This window comes from Kocuria sp. ICS0012 (assembly GCF_001665945.1).
GTDB lineage: Bacteria > Actinomycetota > Actinomycetes > Actinomycetales > Micrococcaceae > Kocuria > Kocuria marina.
Genome location: NZ_LZMM01000077.1, coordinates 1 through 17,544, shown reverse-complemented (window position 1 = coordinate 17,544; position 17,544 = coordinate 1). Strand labels below are relative to the sequence as shown.

General features: G+C 68.6%; 18 protein-coding genes. 14 read left to right on the top strand and 4 right to left on the bottom strand.

Going from position 1 to position 17,544, the window contains the following annotated elements; genetic code table 11:
• Nucleotides 1–34: 34 nt before the first annotated feature.
• From A5728_RS11995 to A5728_RS11985, 3 genes are read right to left on the bottom strand one after another with little or no spacing between them, the layout of a single operon-like run.
• The gene (locus A5728_RS11995) at nucleotides 35–784 is read right to left on the bottom strand and encodes a succinate dehydrogenase/fumarate reductase iron-sulfur subunit (RefSeq protein WP_064847288.1); all 750 of its coding nucleotides are present in this window, start codon (nucleotides 782–784) and stop codon (nucleotides 35–37) included.
• A gap of 13 nt (nucleotides 785–797) precedes the next feature.
• Nucleotides 798–2,786 carry a fumarate reductase/succinate dehydrogenase flavoprotein subunit gene (locus A5728_RS11990; RefSeq protein ID WP_064847287.1) on the bottom strand — a complete coding sequence of 663 codons (1,989 nt, stop codon included), beginning with the start codon at nucleotides 2,784–2,786 and terminating at the stop codon, nucleotides 798–800.
• On the bottom strand, nucleotides 2,786–3,421 hold the full coding sequence (locus tag A5728_RS11985) for a succinate dehydrogenase cytochrome b subunit (RefSeq protein ID WP_231885639.1): 636 nt from the start codon (nucleotides 3,419–3,421) through the stop codon (nucleotides 2,786–2,788). Before A5728_RS11985 ends, A5728_RS11990 begins: the two co-directional genes overlap by 1 nt.
• A 602-nt stretch (nucleotides 3,422–4,023) precedes the next feature.
• Here A5728_RS11985 and A5728_RS11980 point away from each other — a divergent pair.
• A complete protein-coding gene (locus A5728_RS11980) occupies nucleotides 4,024–5,622 on the top strand; it encodes an L-lactate permease (RefSeq protein WP_064847285.1) in 1,599 nt (532 codons plus the stop codon).
• Nucleotides 5,623–5,839: 217 nt separating this feature from the next.
• Nucleotides 5,840–6,199 (top strand): cupin domain-containing protein, encoded by a 360-nt coding sequence (locus A5728_RS11975; protein WP_064847284.1) that lies wholly within the window; start codon nucleotides 5,840–5,842, stop codon nucleotides 6,197–6,199.
• A 183-nt stretch (nucleotides 6,200–6,382) separates the two neighbouring features.
• Here A5728_RS11975 and A5728_RS11970 read toward each other — a convergent pair whose 3' ends face one another.
• Complete coding sequence (locus tag A5728_RS11970; protein WP_064847283.1) at nucleotides 6,383–7,279, bottom strand: serine aminopeptidase domain-containing protein; 897 nt, start codon at nucleotides 7,277–7,279, stop codon at nucleotides 6,383–6,385.
• Between the two features lie 442 nt (nucleotides 7,280–7,721).
• On the opposite strand from A5728_RS11970, the gene A5728_RS11965 reads away from it, so the two are divergent.
• The 12 genes from A5728_RS11965 (at nucleotide 7,722) to rplQ (ending at nucleotide 17,387) form a co-directional block, all read left to right on the top strand.
• Entirely contained in the window at nucleotides 7,722–8,408 is a 687-nt protein-coding gene (locus tag A5728_RS11965; RefSeq protein ID WP_064847282.1) for a histidine phosphatase family protein, read from the top strand.
• Between the two features lie 414 nt (nucleotides 8,409–8,822).
• On the top strand, nucleotides 8,823–8,969 hold the full coding sequence (locus tag A5728_RS14305; protein ID WP_156523461.1) for a hypothetical protein: 147 nt from the start codon (nucleotides 8,823–8,825) through the stop codon (nucleotides 8,967–8,969).
• Between the two features lie 423 nt (nucleotides 8,970–9,392).
• Nucleotides 9,393–10,706, top strand: a complete 1,314-nt coding sequence (gene secY / locus A5728_RS11960) for a preprotein translocase subunit SecY (RefSeq protein ID WP_064847281.1) — start codon at nucleotides 9,393–9,395, stop codon at nucleotides 10,704–10,706.
• Nucleotides 10,707–10,784: 78 nt separating this feature from the next.
• Nucleotides 10,785–11,351, top strand: coding sequence for an adenylate kinase (locus A5728_RS11955; protein WP_064847280.1), 567 nt, complete (start codon nucleotides 10,785–10,787; stop codon nucleotides 11,349–11,351).
• Between the two features lie 153 nt (nucleotides 11,352–11,504).
• On the top strand, nucleotides 11,505–12,338 hold the full coding sequence (map, locus tag A5728_RS11950) for a type I methionyl aminopeptidase (protein WP_082943453.1): 834 nt from the start codon (nucleotides 11,505–11,507) through the stop codon (nucleotides 12,336–12,338).
• Between the two features lie 99 nt (nucleotides 12,339–12,437).
• Nucleotides 12,438–13,586, top strand: coding sequence for a 23S rRNA (adenine(2503)-C(2))-methyltransferase RlmN (gene rlmN / locus A5728_RS11945; RefSeq protein ID WP_064847279.1), 1,149 nt, complete (start codon nucleotides 12,438–12,440; stop codon nucleotides 13,584–13,586).
• Between the two features lie 382 nt (nucleotides 13,587–13,968).
• Nucleotides 13,969–14,190, top strand: coding sequence for a translation initiation factor IF-1 (infA, locus tag A5728_RS11940; RefSeq protein WP_012397711.1), 222 nt, complete (start codon nucleotides 13,969–13,971; stop codon nucleotides 14,188–14,190).
• A gap of 88 nt (nucleotides 14,191–14,278) precedes the next feature.
• Nucleotides 14,279–14,392: a 50S ribosomal protein L36 gene (gene rpmJ / locus A5728_RS11935; protein ID WP_012397712.1), complete on the top strand. Its 114-nt coding sequence runs from the start codon at nucleotides 14,279–14,281 to the stop codon at nucleotides 14,390–14,392.
• Nucleotides 14,393–14,549: 157 nt separating this feature from the next.
• The gene (gene rpsM, locus A5728_RS11930; protein WP_035959599.1) at nucleotides 14,550–14,918 is read left to right on the top strand and encodes a 30S ribosomal protein S13; all 369 of its coding nucleotides are present in this window, start codon (nucleotides 14,550–14,552) and stop codon (nucleotides 14,916–14,918) included.
• Nucleotides 14,919–14,977: 59 nt separating this feature from the next.
• Nucleotides 14,978–15,382, top strand: a complete 405-nt coding sequence (gene rpsK / locus A5728_RS11925; protein ID WP_012397714.1) for a 30S ribosomal protein S11 — start codon at nucleotides 14,978–14,980, stop codon at nucleotides 15,380–15,382.
• Nucleotides 15,383–15,531: 149 nt separating this feature from the next.
• On the top strand, nucleotides 15,532–16,551 hold the full coding sequence (locus A5728_RS11920) for a DNA-directed RNA polymerase subunit alpha (protein WP_064847278.1): 1,020 nt from the start codon (nucleotides 15,532–15,534) through the stop codon (nucleotides 16,549–16,551).
• Nucleotides 16,552–16,622: 71 nt separating this feature from the next.
• Nucleotides 16,623–17,387 carry a 50S ribosomal protein L17 gene (gene rplQ, locus A5728_RS11915; RefSeq protein ID WP_064847277.1) on the top strand — a complete coding sequence of 255 codons (765 nt, stop codon included), beginning with the start codon at nucleotides 16,623–16,625 and terminating at the stop codon, nucleotides 17,385–17,387.
• Nucleotides 17,388–17,544: the final 157 nt, after the last annotated feature.

Genomic DNA, 17,544 nt, shown 5'->3' with positions numbered 1-17,544 from the left:
CGAGCGTCGTCGTCTGTTGTGGAAAGCGGCCGGGTCAGTCGTCCTTGTTGCGCAGCACCTGCCGCAGCTTCTCCCGGTTGAGCCCGGCGATCGCGGTGAGCGGGATGCCCGCGGGGCACACCTCCGCGCACTCGCCGTAGACCGAGCACGGGCCGAACTCCTCCTCGGCGGCACGCGTGATGCCCTTGGCCCGGCGGCTGCGCTCCTTCTGGCTGGAGGGCAGCGTGGCCAGGTGCATCGTCTTGGACCCGGCGAACAGCTGGGCGGAACCGTTGGGGCACGCGGCCACGCACGCACCGCAGCCGATGCACGCGGCCAGGTCCAGCGCCCACTCCGCGGCCTCGTGGGACACCGGGATGGCGTCCGCGTCCGGGGCGGTGCCCACGGAGGTGGAGACGAAACCACCGGCTTCGATCACCCGGTCCAGCGCGCTGCGGTCCACCGCGAGGTCCTTGACCACGGGGAACGCGCCGCTGCGGAACGGTTCGAGCTGCACGGTGGCGCCGTCCTCGAAGGAGCGGAGGTGCTGCCGGCAGGACGGCGTCTTCTCCTGAGGGCCGTGGGGTCTGCCGTCCACGGTCACGCCGCACGCCCCGCAGATGCCCTCGCGGCAGTCCGAGTCGAACGCGATCGGCTCCTCGCCACGGGTAACGAGGTCGTCGTTGAGCTTGTCGAGCGCCTCCAGGAGGGAGAACTCGGGTCCGACCTCCTCCAGCAGGTACTCCTCGAAGTGCCCCTCCGCGGCGCCGGACTCCTGACGCCAGACTTTCAACGTGAGTTTCATGAGGATGGTCCTCTCATCGGTAGTCGCGGGTCTCGGGCGGGACGCTGGGGAACTCCAGGGGCTCCTGGTGCCTGATGTAGCGCGGTCCCGTTTCGCCGGTCTCGCCGGAATCAGCACGCTCCCACGCGGACGCGAACAGCCAGTGTTCGTCGTCGCGCTGGGCCTCGCCGCCCTCGGTCTGATGCTCCTCACGGAAGTGCGCACCGGCGGACTCGTCCCGGTCCAGCGCGTCCAGGCACATGAGCTCGGCCATGTCCAGGTAGTCGGCCACGCGGCCGGCGCGCTCGAGCTCCTGGTTGAAGCCGTCCGGGCGCCCCTGCACCCGCAGGTCGCTCCAGAACTCCCTGCGCAGCTCCTGGATGCCTCGCAGACCCTCGGCCAGCCCCTCGGCGGTGCGCGTCACCCCGCACTTCTTGTACAGCAGGTCGCCCAGCCGGCGGTGGAAGCGCTCCGGGCCCTGCGTGCCGCCGATCTCGACCAGCGCCTGCACGCCCGCCTCGGCCTCGGCCACCGCGGCCCGCACGACGTCGTCGTCCGGCGAGAGCTTCGGCTTGCCCAGCAGCGGTGCCAGGTAGTTGGGCACCGAGTAGGGGAGCGTGAACCACCCGTCCACGCACGCGGAGAGCAGCGAGTTGGCCCCGAGGCGGTTGGCGCCGTGGTAACCCCAGCCGGCCTCGCCGCCCACGAACAGCCCGGGGATCGACGTCATCATGTCGTAGTCGCTCCACAGCCCGCCCATGGCGAAGTGCGCGCCGGGCGCAATGCGCATGGGCTCCTCGTACGGGTCCTCGCCGGTGGCGTCCGAGTACATCTCGAAGAGGTTGCCGTAGCGCTCCGCGATCACCTTGCGGCCCAGGCGCTCGATGGCGTCCCGGAAGTCGAGGTAGACGGAGTTCTTCAGCGGCCCGACGCCGCGCCCCGCGTCGATCTCGGTGCGCGCGGCCCGGCTGGCGACGTCGCGCGGTGTGAGGTTGCCGAAGGCCGGGTACCGGCGTTCGAGGTAGTAGTCGCGCTCGTCCTCGGGAATCTCGTTCGGGGGCCGGTGGTCCCCGGCCTTCACGGGAACCCAGATTCGGCCGTCGTTGCGCAGGGACTCGCTCATGAGAGTGGTCTTCGACTGCCACTCGCTGGAGACCGGCAGGGCCGTGGGGTGGAACTGGATGAAGCACGGGTTGGCGAACAGCGCGCCGCGCCGATGAGCCCGGAATGCGGCGGTGACATTCGAGTTCTTGGCCAGCGTGGAGCGGTAGTAGACGTTGCCGTAGCCGCCGGTGGCGAGCACCACGGCGTCCCCGGTGACCGCCGAGATCTTCCCGGTCACGAGGTCGCGCACCACGATGCCCTGGGCGCGGCCCTCCACGACGATGAGGTCCAGCATCTCGGTGCGAGTGTGCAGGTTCACCTGTCCCGTGGAGACCTGCCGCAGCAGCGCCTGGGCGGCGGCAACCTGCAGCTGCTGACCGGTCTGCCCGCGCGTGTAGTAGGTCCGGGAGACCTGTACGCCGCCGAACGAGCGGGTGGCCAGCCCGCCCCCGTACTCGCGGGCGAAGGGCGCGCCGATCGCGTTCATGTGGTCGATGACCCGGATGCTCTCCTCGGCCAGCCGCCAGGCATCGGCCTCGCGGCCGCGGAAGTCGCCGCCCTTGACGGTGTCCTTCACGAACCGGGCGATCGAGTCGTTGTCCACCGTGCGGGCGCGTGCTGCGTTGATGCCGCCCTGGGCGGCCACCGAGTGGGCGCGGCGCGGGGCGTCGTGGAAGGTGAACGACTCCACGTTGTACCCGAGCTCCCCGAGGGCCGCGGCGGCGCCCGCCCCCGCGAGACCGGTGCCCACCACGATGACCGTGAACTTGCGGCGGTTCAGCGGCGAGACCAGGCGGTAGTGCAGCCGCCGGTCCGCCCAGATCTGGGACGCGGGGACCTCCGCCTGCAGGCCGGGCAGGTCCGAACCCACCGTGCGGAGCTCGTCGAGCAGGGCCTGGGCCTGTGTGGATGCCGTCATCACTGAATCACTCCCAGCAGAACCATGAGGGGGATGGTCACATTGCCCACGCAGATGGCGATCGCCACCAGCCCGGCCACCCAGGCCGCGACCTGGCGCAGCCGCCTGCCCGTGGCACCGAGGTCGTTGGCGGCGGTCCACGTGCCGTGGGCCACGTGGGCGGTGAGCACCAGCATCGTGAGCATGTAGAACGCCGCGACGACGGGGCGCTGGAAGCTGGCGACGAGGTTGGCGTACGCCGAGCCGGCCTCGAACGAGCCGGTGGCGGCCGGTGGCGCCCCCAGCGTGAGGTCGAGGATGTGGAAGATCACGAACAGCAGGATCACCACACCGGTGCCCAGCATGGTCCGGGCCAGCCACGCCTCGCCGCGGCGCAGCCCGGTGCGGGGGAACGCCCCGCGGGCTCGACGGGCGCGCGTCCACAGCAGGAGCCCGCAGCCCACGTGCAGCACCAGGCTGATCAGCAGTACGACGCGCAGCACCCACAGGACACCCTCGTAGGGCATGAGCGGCATCAGGATCTCGCGCAGCCAGTGTGCGTAGTGGTCGAACTCCTCCTGGCCGCGGAAGATGTGCAGATTGCCGTACATGTGCACGAACACAAATCCGACGAAAATGAGACCGGTGACGGCCATGGTGGTTTTCGCGGCGAAGTTCGATACCGGCAGCCGTGTGCGCGGCGGGGCTGACGTGCGTTGTTTTCGCTGAATGGTCGCCGTCATCGTTGCCCCTCGTCAGTGGGCGAGCCGAGTGCTGAACTCCGGGAGTTCATCACCCTCAATTCTACGCCGGGAGGGGTCTTGCGGGACGCGTTCTGAGGCGTTTCCGGTACTGCCGCCAGAAAGGGTTGTGGCGGGTGCCGAGGGCATTGAGAATAACTAAGATTTGCCTATTGTAATTTCACAGTGTGGGTATTTTTACGGTGTCCTGTTCCCACTCGCGGGGTTCCGGACCCCTGGGCGGCTGTGCCGTTGCCCAGGAGTTCCGCAGCCGAGTGTCTCGCCTCGCACCTGTCACTCTCCCCGGAGGGTTCCCGCCCGAACTGCCCGGTTCAGGACTAGCGTTGACCCTGTGATCAAGGCGTCGCTGCGGCGCGTCGCACGTGGTGCTACGAGAGTCCGCTGGCTCCCAGAAACCGCCCCGCTGCGCGACCGGCGGCTGACGACGGCGCGCACCGCGGCGACGTCGCGAGCCCGCCTTGAAGACTGCTCACCCGCCGGACGTCGTGGAGGCTCCAATGTGGACCCAATCTCTTGACACCCTAGGCAGCCTGCCCCTGACCGCGCTCGTGGCCGCGATCCCGATAGTCGTGTTCCTGGCCTGCATGATGCTGTTCAAGCTCACGGGGCTGACATCGGGGCTCATCGCGCTGGTGGTGCAGATCCTGGTGGCGCTGCTCGTGTTCCACATGCCCGTCTCCGCCGCGGCCGGTGCAGGTCTGCTGGGGCTGCTCACCGCGCTGTGGCCCATCGCGTACATCATCGTCATGGCGGTGTGGCTGTACCGGCTGAGCGTGCGCTCGGGCCGTTTCGACGTGATCCGCTCCTCGATCGCCGCGGTCTCCGCTGACCAGCGCGTGCAGGTGCTGCTCATTGCGTTTGCGTTCGGCGCGTTCCTGGAAGGCGTGGCCGGCTTCGGCGTGCCCATTGCGATCTGCGCGGCACTGCTCGTGCAGCTGGGGTTCCCGCCCGTGCGCGCCGCAGTGCTGTGCCTCGTGGCCAACGTGGCCGCCGGTGCCTACGGCGCCATTGGCGTGCCCGTGCTCGTGGGCGCGCAGGTCACCGGCATGGAGACGCAGGAACTCTCGCGAGCCCTCGTGCTTCTGCTCCAGCCGCTCACGTTCCTCGTTCCGTTCCTGCTCGTGTGGATGGTCGACGGGGTGCGCGGCCTGCGCGAGACCTGGCTCCCGGCGCTCGTCTCCTCGGTGGTCTTCTGCGCGGTGCAGGGTGGCCTGCTGTGGTTCATGGGCCCCGAGCTGGCAGATCTCGCGGCCGGCCTGCTAGCCATGGTCGCCCTGTTCGCGGTGTGCCACGTGTGGTCACCGCGCCGGATCTCGCGTGCCCCGGAGGCCCCCGAGACCGCTGAGGCCAGCCATCCCGCGAGCGAGGTGATCCGCGCGTGGAGCCCCTTCTACATCCTCACCGGTGTGATCCTGCTGTGGTCCGTGCCCGCCGTGCAGGGCCTCTTCACCGAGGGTGCGCTGAGCTTCACGACCTTCAAGGTGCCCATGCCCGGGCTCACCGGTCACGTGACCACCGCCGCCGGAACGGTCGTCAATGCCACCTGGACCTTCTCGATCCTTGGTGCCACCGGAACGGCCATCCTGATCGCGGTGCTCATCACGTTCTTCACCACCCCGCAGCTGCACGCCAAAGCACTGGGGGAGGAGCTGGCGGGCGCACTCAAGGCGCTGGGCCCGGCCATCCTGCTCATCGCCGTGATCCTGGTGCTCGCGAACATCGCCAACTACTCCGGCGGCTCCACCGCCATGGGCACCGCGCTCGCCGCGGTCGGTCCCATCTTCCCGCTCATCGCCCCGGTGATCGGCTGGATCGGCGTGTTCCTCACGGGCTCGGTGGTCAACAACAACACCCTCTTCGCGCCGCTGCAGGTGGCGACGGCGCAGGGCATCGGCGCCGCCCCGTCCCTCCTCGTGGGGACCAACACGACAGGCGGCACCACCGCAAAGGTCATCTCCCCGCAGTCCATCGCGATCGCCGCTGGGGCGGTGGGTCTCAACGGGCGGGAGAGTGAGATCATGCGCGGCTCCATCGCCTACAGCCTGGGCATGCTCGTAGTGGTGTGCGTGTGGACGTTCGTGCTGGCCCTCGTGTGAGCGCCCCTCGGGTGAGTGTCTGGGGGCGCGTCCTCAGGCGGGCCACGACCTCCTCGCGGGTGGGCCGTTCGGTGCGCCGGGTCAGCTGGGAGGTGCCGCAGGAGGAGGGCGACTGCCCCTCGGCGGTTCCGGCCGGGTGAACCCCCGTTGATCCAATAACTTGCACGCAATATGCTGATTATGTTTCGAGCAATTCACGGAGGGGACCTGAGAAGCGATGGCGCACCACTCGTTCGAGCACACCACCCACCACGGCTCCGGGAGTGGAGTCGCCACCCTTACAGAGCTGGTCGGCCGCAGCGAACCCCGTCCGGGCCGCCCCAGTGCTGCCACGGTGGTGGAGGAGGACGGCGTCAAGGTGGTCGCCTTCGAGTTCCACGAGGGCGACGAGCTCCACGAGCACGCCGCACCGCACCCGGCGCTGATCCAGGTGGTCCGGGGGAGCGTGGACTTCCAGCTCCCGGAGGGTCCCGTGCAGCTGCGGCCGGGCCAGGTGCTGCACCTCACGGAGGGGCTGCTGCACGCCGTGAGGGCCCTCGAGCCCACGACGCTGTCCGTCACACTGCTGCTGCACTGATCCCGCTGCTGCCCGTGCCGTTCGGTCTCATCGCCGAGGTGCTCATGCTGACCGTGGCGGCCCTCGTGTGGCGCCAGCCGGCGGACAGGCCCGTGCGCCGACCCGTCAACGCCTGAGCGCCCAGGGCGACGTCGCGGCTGCCCTTCTCCACCCGGAGCGTGCAGTCCCGGGAAGCCGGGCCGTTCAGCCCTGGGGTGACGGCGCGGTGAGCCAGTCCACGAGGCCCGGCCACACGGCGTCGGCGGCGGAGCGGCGGAACAGGCCGTGGTGGCCGATGCGCGGAACGCCCAGCTGCTCCGGGGTGAACGTGCGGTGCTCCACCGCGGCGGAGGTGAGCCGCCCGGTCAGGGCCCTCATCTGCGCGGGGCTGGCCCAGGGATCGTCGGAGGCGCCGAGCGCGAGCACATCCTGGGTGACCGCGGCCGCACGGGCCGTCGCGTCCATGGACGGGTCGTCGAAGAAGTAGCCGGGACGCCGTACCCACGACCCCCACTCGACCATCGCGGCTGTGGGCATGTTTTCTCCGATGCCGAGCCGCTTGCCGGGCATGTACCCCAGGGTCCGGCTCAGTGCCGGGCCCACGACATGCAGCATGGCGGCCACGCGCAGCTGCTCCTTCCGCGGGGCGATCGTGCGGGTGTGCGCCAGGTGGGAGGAGACCACCGCGAACCGGTCGAGGCCCTCGAGCCCGTGGCCGAGGACCATGGCGTGCCCGCCGATGCTGTGACCCACGGCGTGCAGTGGAAGCCCGGGGAACCGTGCGCGGGTCCAGGCGGCCACGGCGGGGACGTCCCCGCCCATCCAGTCGCGCATGCGCAGGTGCGGGTTCTTCCGGGGCTCCCCGGAGCGGCCCGTGCCGCGGTAGTCATAGGTCACCGCCGCAAGACCGCGGCCCGTCACGTACTCGGCGAACCCGGCGTAGAACCGTTCGGGCGTTGCGGTGGCGGGGTGGATGACGACGACGCCGCGCGGCTCGCTCTCGGGCAGCCACAGCGTGCCCGCCACGGCGTCCGAGGCGACGGGAATGCTCAGGTTTTCGCGGCGGATGCCGGCTACGGGGGAGTTCCGGTGGTCAGACATAGAAGTTACTCTAGGGTATTTCCTGCGGCTCAGCCCTAGGCCGTCACAGTGACGGTGGCTCCTGTCGCACGCAGGGACGCCACGTCCGTCTCGGCGGCGGGAGAGTCAGTGACAATCGGGTGGAGCTCCGCGCGAGCGCAGCCTGAAGGACGCGCTCGGCACCTCCGCGGGCACCGCGGCCGTCGCCTGTGGTGCCTTCTCCGCAACCATGACGATCGGCCGTCTGCTGGCAGACCGGGTCGTGGAGTGGCTCGGCTCCGGGGCGGTCCTGCGCTACGGGGCGTCCCGCCCCCACACCCGGTGAGCAGCGTGACGGCCAGTACGGCCAGGGTCGCTCCTCGGCCCGCAGTCGTGGTGCGTGGCTCAGAGGATTCCTCCCTGAGCTACCGTGGACCGGGTAGGACCTCCAAGACCCCCGGCAACTGAAAAGGGGCATATCCCCGTGCGACTCATCCTGGTGCGTCATGGCCAGACCTCCTCCAACGTGGGCCATCACTTGGACACCGCCGCACCCGGCGCGGACCTCACCGACCTGGGGCGTGAGCAGGCGCGGGCCCTCGTGCAGGCGCTGGCGGGTGAGCCCATCAGTGCGATCTACGCCTCCAACCTCGTGCGCACCCAGCAGACGGCCGCCCCGCTCGCGGATGCGCGCGAGTTGTCGACCGAGATCCGTGAGGGTCTGCGTGAGATCGGTGCCGGGGATTTGGAAATGGCCAACGACCACGATTCGATCGAGACCTATCTGGAATCAGCGTTGAGCTGGGCGGATGGCGGCCTTGATTCGAGGATCCCCGGGTCGGACGAGAACGGCCACGACGTCATGGCGCGCTTCGACGCCGTCGTCGAGGAAGCGTCCACTGCTCTGGCACCGGACCGCGTGGCTGTTCTCGTGTCGCACGGCGCCGTCATCCGTGCGTGGTGTGCGCTGCGGTGCGCCAACCTGGACCGTAAGTTCACGGCGACCAACGGATTGTCGAACACGGGCGTCGTCGTGCTCGACGGCGAGCCCGGCGCATGGCGCGTGCTCACCTGGCAGGACCGGGCCGTGGGCGGGCCCGCACTGCAGGATCCGGAGTCCGACGGCGCCGCCGCCGAGGAACTCGATGGGGCAGAGAGCTCCGGCAGCTGAGAACACACAGCCTCACGGGGCGCGGTGGGAGACCACAATGAAGCATGACGATCGACTCATTGCGCGCCGTTTACGACCGCACCCGGATGGTCGGCTGGGACTTCTCACGGTTGGAAGGCCGACTGACCGCTACTGAGCCACCGTGGGATGTCGAGGCGGACTGTCTCGCGGCCGTGCGCAGTGCGTCCCGATCAGTGGATCTCGGGACCGGGGGTGGCGAACGGTTGGGAACGCTGCTCGCGGGAACTCGCGTCGGAAGCCGAGGTTGCGCATGGAGTTGAAGAAAGTGTTCATGGCCACAACAGCACGCACAGACGCCAGGGCAAGAGCGGCAACCGCCCCGCCCCATGTCACTTTCCCCTGAACTCTCCGCGACCTGCCAGACTTTAACTCCGACCACACGAAGGGAAGATCATGGAAGACACGCCCAAAACTCAGCCCAGCAACCCGCAGAAGGGCACCCCGTGGGGGCTCATTCTGATCGTGCTCGCGTTCCTGCTGGCCACCGCCATGGTGATCGGCGTGGGCGTCGTGTCCCTGGACATCGGCTTCGGAGGCTGACGACCTCGTACGTCGCCGCCCGTTCCCGGGATCCAGGCGGTACATCTGACGACGGCGGACGGGGGGGGGGGGGGGGGAGGGGGGCGGGCGGGCGGGGGGGGGGGGGGGGGCGGGGGGGGGGCCCCGGGGCGCGGGGGGGGGGGGGGGGGGGGGGGGGGGGGCGGGGGGGGGGGCCCCCCCCCCCCCCCCCCCCCCCCCCCTTTGTGTGTTTTTTTGGTTTCCCCCTTTTCGCGGCCGCGCCCGCGGGGGGTTGGCGGGGCCGCGGGGCCCGTTGCGTTACCCCCACGACGACGCCCGGACCGCGTCGCCCGAATCGCTTTACCAGGATGTCGCAAGACCGACCGCCGGGGTCGCGGCGGATCCTTCGCTAGACTTGCCCGGGGTCGGAACCCACCGGGCCACCACGTTTTTGGAGGAGGACCTGTGCTCAGTGCTTTCGCACGGGCGTTTACCACGCCGGAGCTGCGCAACAAGCTGCTGTTCACACTGGGGATCATTGTGATCTACCGGTTGGGGACGTTCATCCCCGCACCGGGTGTGGACTACGGCAACGTGCAGCAGTGTCTCGCCCTGGGCAACACCACGGGTGGCGCGTACGACCTGGTCAACCTGTTCAGCGGTGGGGCCCTGTTGCAGCTGTCCATCTTCGCGCTGGGCGTGATGCCCTACATCACCGCGAGCATCATCGTGCAGTTGCTGCGCGTGGTGATCCCGCGGTTCCAGGAACTGCACGAGGAGGGTGCGCAGGGGCAGACCAAGCTCACGCAGTACACCCGCTACCTCACGATCGGGCTGGCCGCGTTGAACGCGACCACCGTGATCTCCCTGGCGCGTTCGGGCAACCTGCTCGGCAACTGCCCCCTGCCCGTCATTCCGGACGACTCCCTCTTGGTGCTCGTGATCATGATCCTCACGATGACCGCGGGCACCACCGTGATCATGTGGCTCGGTGAGCGCATCACGGACCGCGGCGTGGGTAACGGCATGTCCCTGCTGATCTTCACCTCCATTGCGGCCACGTTCCCGTCCGCGCTCGGTGACATCCTGCGCACCCGCGGTTGGGGCCTGTTCCTGGGCGTGTGTGCCGTGGGACTGGTGGTCATCACATGCGTGGTGTTCGTGGAGCAGTCGCAGCGCCGGATCCCGGTGCAGTACGCCAAGCGCATGGTGGGCCGCCGCACCATCGGCGGGACCAGCACCTACATCCCGCTCAAGGTCAACATGGCCGGCGTGATCCCCATCATCTTCGCGTCCTCCATGCTCATGCTGCCCACGATGATCGCGCAGTTCGCGATGCCCGACGACGGCAGCCCCGTTCCGGGGTGGGTCAACTGGGTCAACACGTACCTGGCTCGCGGTGACCACCCGATCTATATGACGGTCTACTTCCTGCTGATCGTGGCCTTCACGTACTTCTACGTGTCCATCACGTTCAACCCCGAAGAGGTCTCCGACAACATGAAGCGCTACGGCGGCTTCATCCCGGGGATCCGCGCGGGCCGTCCCACCGAGAACTACCTGCGCTACGTGCTCTCCCGGATTACGCTGCCCGGTGCGCTGTACCTGGGCATCGTGTCCATGATCCCGCTCGTGGCGCTCGTGCTCTTCGACGCGAACCAGAACTTCCCCTTCGGCGGCCCGTCGCTGCTGATCATGGTGGGCGTGGGTCTGGACACCGTCAAGCAGATCGACGCCCAGTTGCAACAGCGCCACTACGAGGGTCTGCTGCGCACCTGAGCCCGTGCACGGCCACGGCAGGCTGGTCCACCGCCCGGTAGAGTGGGGGAGAACCTGACGTTGACGCAAGGAGAGAACATGACCCGCATGTTGATCATTGGACCGCCGGGCGCGGGCAAGGGCACCCAGGCCGCGCGGATCTGCGAGCGACTAGGCGTTCCCGCCATCTCGACCGGTGACATCTTTCGCGCCAACATCAAGGAACAGACCGAACTCGGCAAGGAAGCCCAGCGCTACACGGACGCCGGGAACCTGGTCCCGGATTCCGTGACCAACAACATGGTGCGTGACCGGTTGTCGCACGACGACGTCCGCGACGGCTTCCTGCTGGACGGGTACCCGCGCACCGTGGCCCAGGTCCGTGAACTGGACCGGATCCTCGAGGCCAACGGGGTCTCCCTGGACGTGGTGCTGCTGCTTACCGCGGACAACGAGGAACTCGTCTCCCGGTTGTTGGGCCGCGCCCAGGACCAGGGCCGCACGGACGACACCGAGGACGTCATCCGGCACCGTCTGGACGTCTACGACGAGCAGACCGCACCGGTCGTGGAGCTGTACGAGGACCGGGGCATCGTCACGCGCGTGGACGGACTCGGCGGCATCGACGAGGTCACCGAGCGCATCCTGGCGGCATTGCCCGCCTGAGCCGCAATCCACACGAACGGCGCCGCTCGGCCGCGGCCGGGGGCGCGCCGTCGAACACCAGAACCATCACGAGCCCCCAGACCGGCGCGAAGAGTCGGTCTGGGGGCTCGCCCGTCAGACGAACATCAACCATCAGGGGAGGTCCCGAGCACCGTGTTCGGACGCCGCAAGATCCAATTGAAGTCGGACGCCGAGTTGGCGGCCATGTCCCGGGCGGGCGTGGTCACGTCACTCGCGCTCGACGCCGCGGTCGCGGCCGCCGTCCCCGGGGCCACCACCGCGGACCTCGACCGTGCATTCCGCGAGGTCCTGGACGAGTACGACGCGCAGTCCAACTTCCTGGGCTACTACGGCTACCCGGCCACGGTGTGCACCTCCGTCAACGACGAGGTCGTGCACGGAATCCCCGGGCAGCGCGTCTTGGCGGACGGTGACATCGTATCGATCGACGGCGGTGCGATCGTGGCCGGTTGGCACGGGGACTCCGCGCGCACCGTGCTCGTGGGGACGACCCACGACCCCGCCGACCAGGAACTGTCGGACGTCACGCGTGCGGCCATGTGGCGCGGCATCGCCGCGATGGCCACCGGTACCCACGTGGGGGACATCGGCCGCGCGGTCGAGGACCACGTGCGGGACACCGTGGGCGGGCGTCTCGGGATCCTCGAGGACTACGTGGGCCACGGCATCGGCACCGAGATGCACATGGCCCCGGACGTCCCCAACTACGCGGTCAGCAATCGCGGGCCCAAACTCGTCACGGGCATGGCTCTGGCCATCGAACCGATGCTCGTGCGCGGCGGGATCGAGACCCGCGTGCTCGAGGACGAATGGACGGTCGTGACCACGGACGGCTCGCGCGCGAGCCAGTGGGAGCACACCGTGTGCCGCCACAGCCAGGGCGTGTGGGTGCTCACCGCGGAGGACGGTGGCCGCTCCGAACTCGAACCCTTGGGGGTCCGCCCGGTCCCGATCCCCGCTGCCTGACGGCCTGCCGCCGCAGGTCCGATCGTCACAGCTCGTCCCGCAACGTCCACCCGACCCCTGACACCACAGAACCACCCCGAGAACAGGGAGAGGATTCCCATGACGGCACAACCCGTTGAGATCACCCCGAAACCCAAGACCGGCCAGCTCGTGTTCAAGCCCGCGCGGCGCGGCAAGCCCCCGCTGCACCTCGCGGACTTCGACATGGCCGGCCGCAAGCAGTTCCTGCAGGACGCGGGCTACCCCGCGTTCCGGGCGTCGCAGCTGTCCAAGCACTACTTCGAGCGCTTCGAGGCGGACCCCGCGGCCATGACGGATCTGCCCGCCGCCCAGCGGGACGAGCTCGCGGCCAAGGCCCTGCCGCCGCTGTTGACCACCGTGCGGCAATTGCGCGCGGACCAGGGGATGACCGTCAAGTCCGTCCACCGGTTGTTCGACGGCGCCATGGTCGAGTCGGTGCTCATGCGCTACGACAAGCGCGTGACCATGTGCATCTCGTCCCAGGCGGGGTGCGGGATGAACTGCCCGTTCTGTGCGACCGGCCAGTCCGGCCTCACACGCAACCTCTCCGCCGCCGAGATCGCCGATCAAGTGGTCCAGGGTGTGCGGGCGCTGCGCGACGGCGTGGTGGGGGACCCGGAGGACGTGCCCCAGCGGGTGTCCAACATCGTGTTCATGGGCATGGGGGAGGCCCTGGCCAACTACAAGGCCACCATGGGCGCCGTACATCGGATCATCGACCCCTCCCCGGAAGGACTCGGGATCTCTGCGCGCGGGCTCACCATGTCCACCGTGGGTCTGGTTCCCGGGATCCGCAAGTTCACCCTCGAGAAGCTGCCCATCACGCTGGCGCTGTCCCTGCACGCCCCGGACGACGAACTGCGCGACGAACTGATCCCCATCAACACTCGCTGGAAGGTGGACGAGGCGCTCGACGCCGCGCGCGACTACTACGACGCCACCGGCCGGCGCGTGTCGATCGAGTACGCGCTGATCCGTGACATCAACGACCAGGGCTGGCGGGCGGACCTGCTGGGGGAGAAGCTCAACAAGCGTGGTGCCGGGTGGGTACACGTGAACCCCATCCCGCTCAACCCCACCCCCGGCTCCAAGTGGACGGCCTCGCGCCGTGGCGTGGAGCAGAACTTCGTGGAGCGCTTGCGCGCCCACGGCATCCCCACCACGGTGCGGGACACTCGCGGCTCCGACATCGACGGCGCGTGCGGCCAATTGGCCACGGACGTCTGAACCGGCGCGGGGCCACCCGCGTCGTGAGGAGTGGGCCCAGCGAACGGGCGGCCCGGTGTCGGCCGACGGGACCAGGCTCAGGGACTAGCGGGACCACACTCACGGAAGAGCACCACACTCACGGAAGAGCACTACCGCGGTGCCGGGGGCTGACGGCGGGGCAGCGCGGCGTCGTCGTGGCGCTGCCCTCCAGCTTGCGAAGACGGGCGAAACAGCGTAGTGTCGTGCGTTGGTTGTTTGTGCTCGCAGACCGAGCCGTGCCCACCCATCCCATGACCCCCACTGCGAATCGTAGTGCGGGGTTGTTCGTCTGGGGGGACTACCGGTCCGGGCACCGCCGTCCGGTAGGACAACCGGACCCCTCGAGAAGTTAGCGGAGGATATGGCCAAGAAAGACGGAGTCATCGAGATCGAAGGCACTGTGGTCGAGGCACTGCCCAATGCGTCGTTCCGTGTTGAGCTGACCAACGGTCACAAGGTGCTCGCCCACATCTCTGGCAAGATGCGCCAGCACTACATCCGGATCCTCCCTGAGGACCGCGTCGTGGTGGAGCTCAGCCCCTATGACCTTTCCCGAGGCCGGATCGTCTACCGCTACAAGTAAGACCCAGAACCACCGTGCACGGCCGGTACCTCGGCCCGGGCGCGGTGTCTCCGGTGCACACGCCATTACGAGTACGCGAAGGAATGCGATGAAGGTCCAACCGAGCGTCAAGCAGATCTGCGACAAGTGCAAGGTGATTCGCCGTAACGGGCGGGTCATGGTGATCTGCGAGAACCCCCGGCACAAGCAGCGCCAGGGCTGACGGGAACGCCCCCACGCAAGTGGATTGACAGAACGGGCACTGCAGCTGGCACCCACGGGTGCGGCAACCCCCGGCACGGAGGCCGGAGACCGGATGTGACGAAACATCCGGGACGCAGTGTTCAAGACCTCCGGACAGTACAAGGAGAACCGCCGATATGGCTCGTCTCGCAGGCGTCGACCTCCCCCGCGAAAAGCGGCTGGAAATCGCGCTGACCTACATCTACGGCGTGGGACGCACGCGCGCTCTCGCAACCCTGGATGCCACCGGCATCTCGGGCGACGTGCGCGTCAAGGATCTCACCGACGCCCAGCTCGTGGAGCTGCGCGACTACATCGAAGGCAACTACAAGGTCGAAGGCGATCTGCGCCGCGAGGTTGCCGCCGACATTCGCCGCAAGGTCGAGATCGGCAGCTACCAGGGACTGCGTCACCGCCGTGGCCTCCCGGTCCACGGCCAGCGCACGAAGACCAACGCTCGCACCCGCAAGGGTCCCAAGCGCACGGTCGCCGGCAAGAAGAAGTAATCGTGGTCGCCACCGCCGCCGGTGGCTGATCTACGTCGAAGATCTTTGTAGGAGAATTCATGGCTCAGAAGACTCGCGCGACGGCTGCTCGCAAGCCGCGTCGCAAGGTTAACAAGAACGTGACGCAGGGCCAGGCCCACATCAAGTCCACGTTCAACAACACCATCGTTTCCATCACCGACCCCTCGGGTGCGGTCCTGTCGTGGGCCTCGGCCGGCGGCATGGGCTTCAAGGGTTCGCGGAAGTCCACCCCGTTCGCCGCGCAGCAGGCCGCCGAGGCCGCTGCCAAGGGCGCGCAGGAGCACGGCATGCGCAAGGTGGACGTGTTCGTTAAGGGCCCCGGTTCGGGCCGCGAGACCGCGATCCGCGCACTGCAGGCCACCGGGTTGGAGGTCGGGTCCATCCAGGACGTCACCCCGTCCGCGCACAACGGCTGCCGGCCCCCCAAGCGCCGCCGCGTCTGACACGTCCCGCGTGGTCGCCCGTGCCCCCTGGGTGCGGGTGACCACGCTTCGACGCGGTGTTTCACGCCTGCTCACCGCGGCACCCACCCATTTTGTTTTCCACCACCTGCGTGCGTCATATGGCGGAGGCACGCTGAAAGGAAACATCAGTGCTCATCGCACAGCGCCCCACCCTCACGGAAGAGGCTGTGGCCGAGAACCGTTCCCGGTTCGTGATCGAACCGCTGGAACCGGGTTTCGGTTACACCCTCGGTAACTCCCTGCGCCGTACGCTCCTGTCCTCCATCCCCGGGGCCTCCGTGACCAGCATCCGCATCGACGGTGTGCTGCACGAGTTCTCCACCGTGGAGGGTGTCAAAGAGGACGTCACCGAGCTCATCCTCAACATCAAGAAACTCTCCCTGTCCTCCGAGGAGGACGAGCCCGTCACCGCGTGGCTGCGCAAGCAGGGTCCGGGCGAGGTCACCGCGGCGGACATCTCCGCCCCGGCCGGTGTCGAGGTCCACAACCCCGATCTGCATATCGCGACCTTGAACTCCAAGGGCCAGCTCGAGATCGAGCTGACCATCGAGCGCGGGCGCGGTTACGTATCGGCGTCGCAGAACAAGTCGGGTGACGCGGAAGTCGGTCGGATCCCCGTGGATTCCATCTACTCCCCCGTCCTGAAGGTGACCTTCCGCGTGGAGGCCACCCGTGTGGAACAGCGCACCGACTTCGACAAGCTCATCCTGGACGTCGAGACCAAGGAAGCCATCTCCCCGCGTGACGCGGTGGCTTCGGCGGGCACCACGCTGGTCGAGCTGTTCGGCCTGGCGCGCGAGCTGAACTCGGCTGCCGAGGGCATCGAGATCGGGCCTTCGCCCACGGACGCCGCGGCTGCCGCGGACATGGCGCTGCCCATCGAGGACCTCGAGCTGTCCGTGCGTTCGTACAACTGCCTCAAGCGCGAGGGCATCCACAGCGTGGGTGAACTCGTGGGCCGCTCCGAAGCGGACCTCATGGACATCCGCAACTTCGGTGCCAAGTCCATCGATGAAGTCAAGGAGAAGCTCGGTGAGCTCGGTCTGGCCCTGAAGGATTCCCCTCCGGGTTACGACCTCGCCGCCCACGCGGCGTCGCTCGAGGACGAGGACGAGAACAACAACCCGTTCGACGTCGATCTCGACTGACGCCCACACCACTTTCCGTGCCCCGCGGCCGCTGAGCGGACCGCACGGGCCCGATCATCAGGAGACCTACTATGCCTACCCCTACCAAGGGACCCCGTCTCGGCGCCGGGCCGACCCACCAGCGCATGATCCTCTCGAACCTGTCGCAGCAGCTGTTCGAGCACAAGCGCATCACCACCACCGTGACCAAGGCCAAGCGCCTGCGTCCCGTGGCCGAGCGCCTGATCACGTTCGCCAAGCGCGGTGACCTCGCGGCCCGCCGTCGCGTCATGCGTCAGCTGACCGACAAGTCCGTGGTGCACGAGCTGTTCACCAGCATCGCGCCCGCCATGGAAGGCCGCGACGGCGGGTACACCCGCATCACCAAGATCGGCAACCGCAAGGGCGACAACGCCCCCATGGCCGTGATCGAGCTCGTCATGGAGCCCGTGGCCAAGCGGGAGACCGTGGCCGAGGCTGAGCGCGCCACGACCAAGGCCGCCGCCGAGCCCGCCGCTCCCGTGGACACCCCCGCCGGTTCTACCGCCGAGGACGTCAAGAAGAACGAGATCCCCGCCGAAGAGCAGGCTCCGGCCATTGGCTCCGAGGAGGCCGCCGAGGTCGCCGAGGAGAACCAGGACGCCGAGTTCGCCGGTTCCCATGCGCCGCTCGAGTCCGGCGAGGCCCCCGAGGGCTTCACCGTCAAGGGCAACCGCAACTCCATGAAGTACCACGTGCCCGGTTCGCGCTGGTACTCCGGCACGACCGCCGAGATCTGGTTCGACTCCCCGGCCAATGCCGAGGCAGCCGGCTTCCAGCCCGCCGGCGGTGCCGCCGCCCAGAAGATCTCCGAGTGATCGGGACTTCTGAGTAGCACGACCGTCACGACGCCGCCGCTGGTTCCTGCGGCGGCGTCGTCGTCCTCGGGAGGAACGCACAGATGACGGGGGAGACCCTCAGACTGCGGGTGGAACTGGGCTACGACGGCGCCCCGTTCAAGGGCTGGGCCCGGCC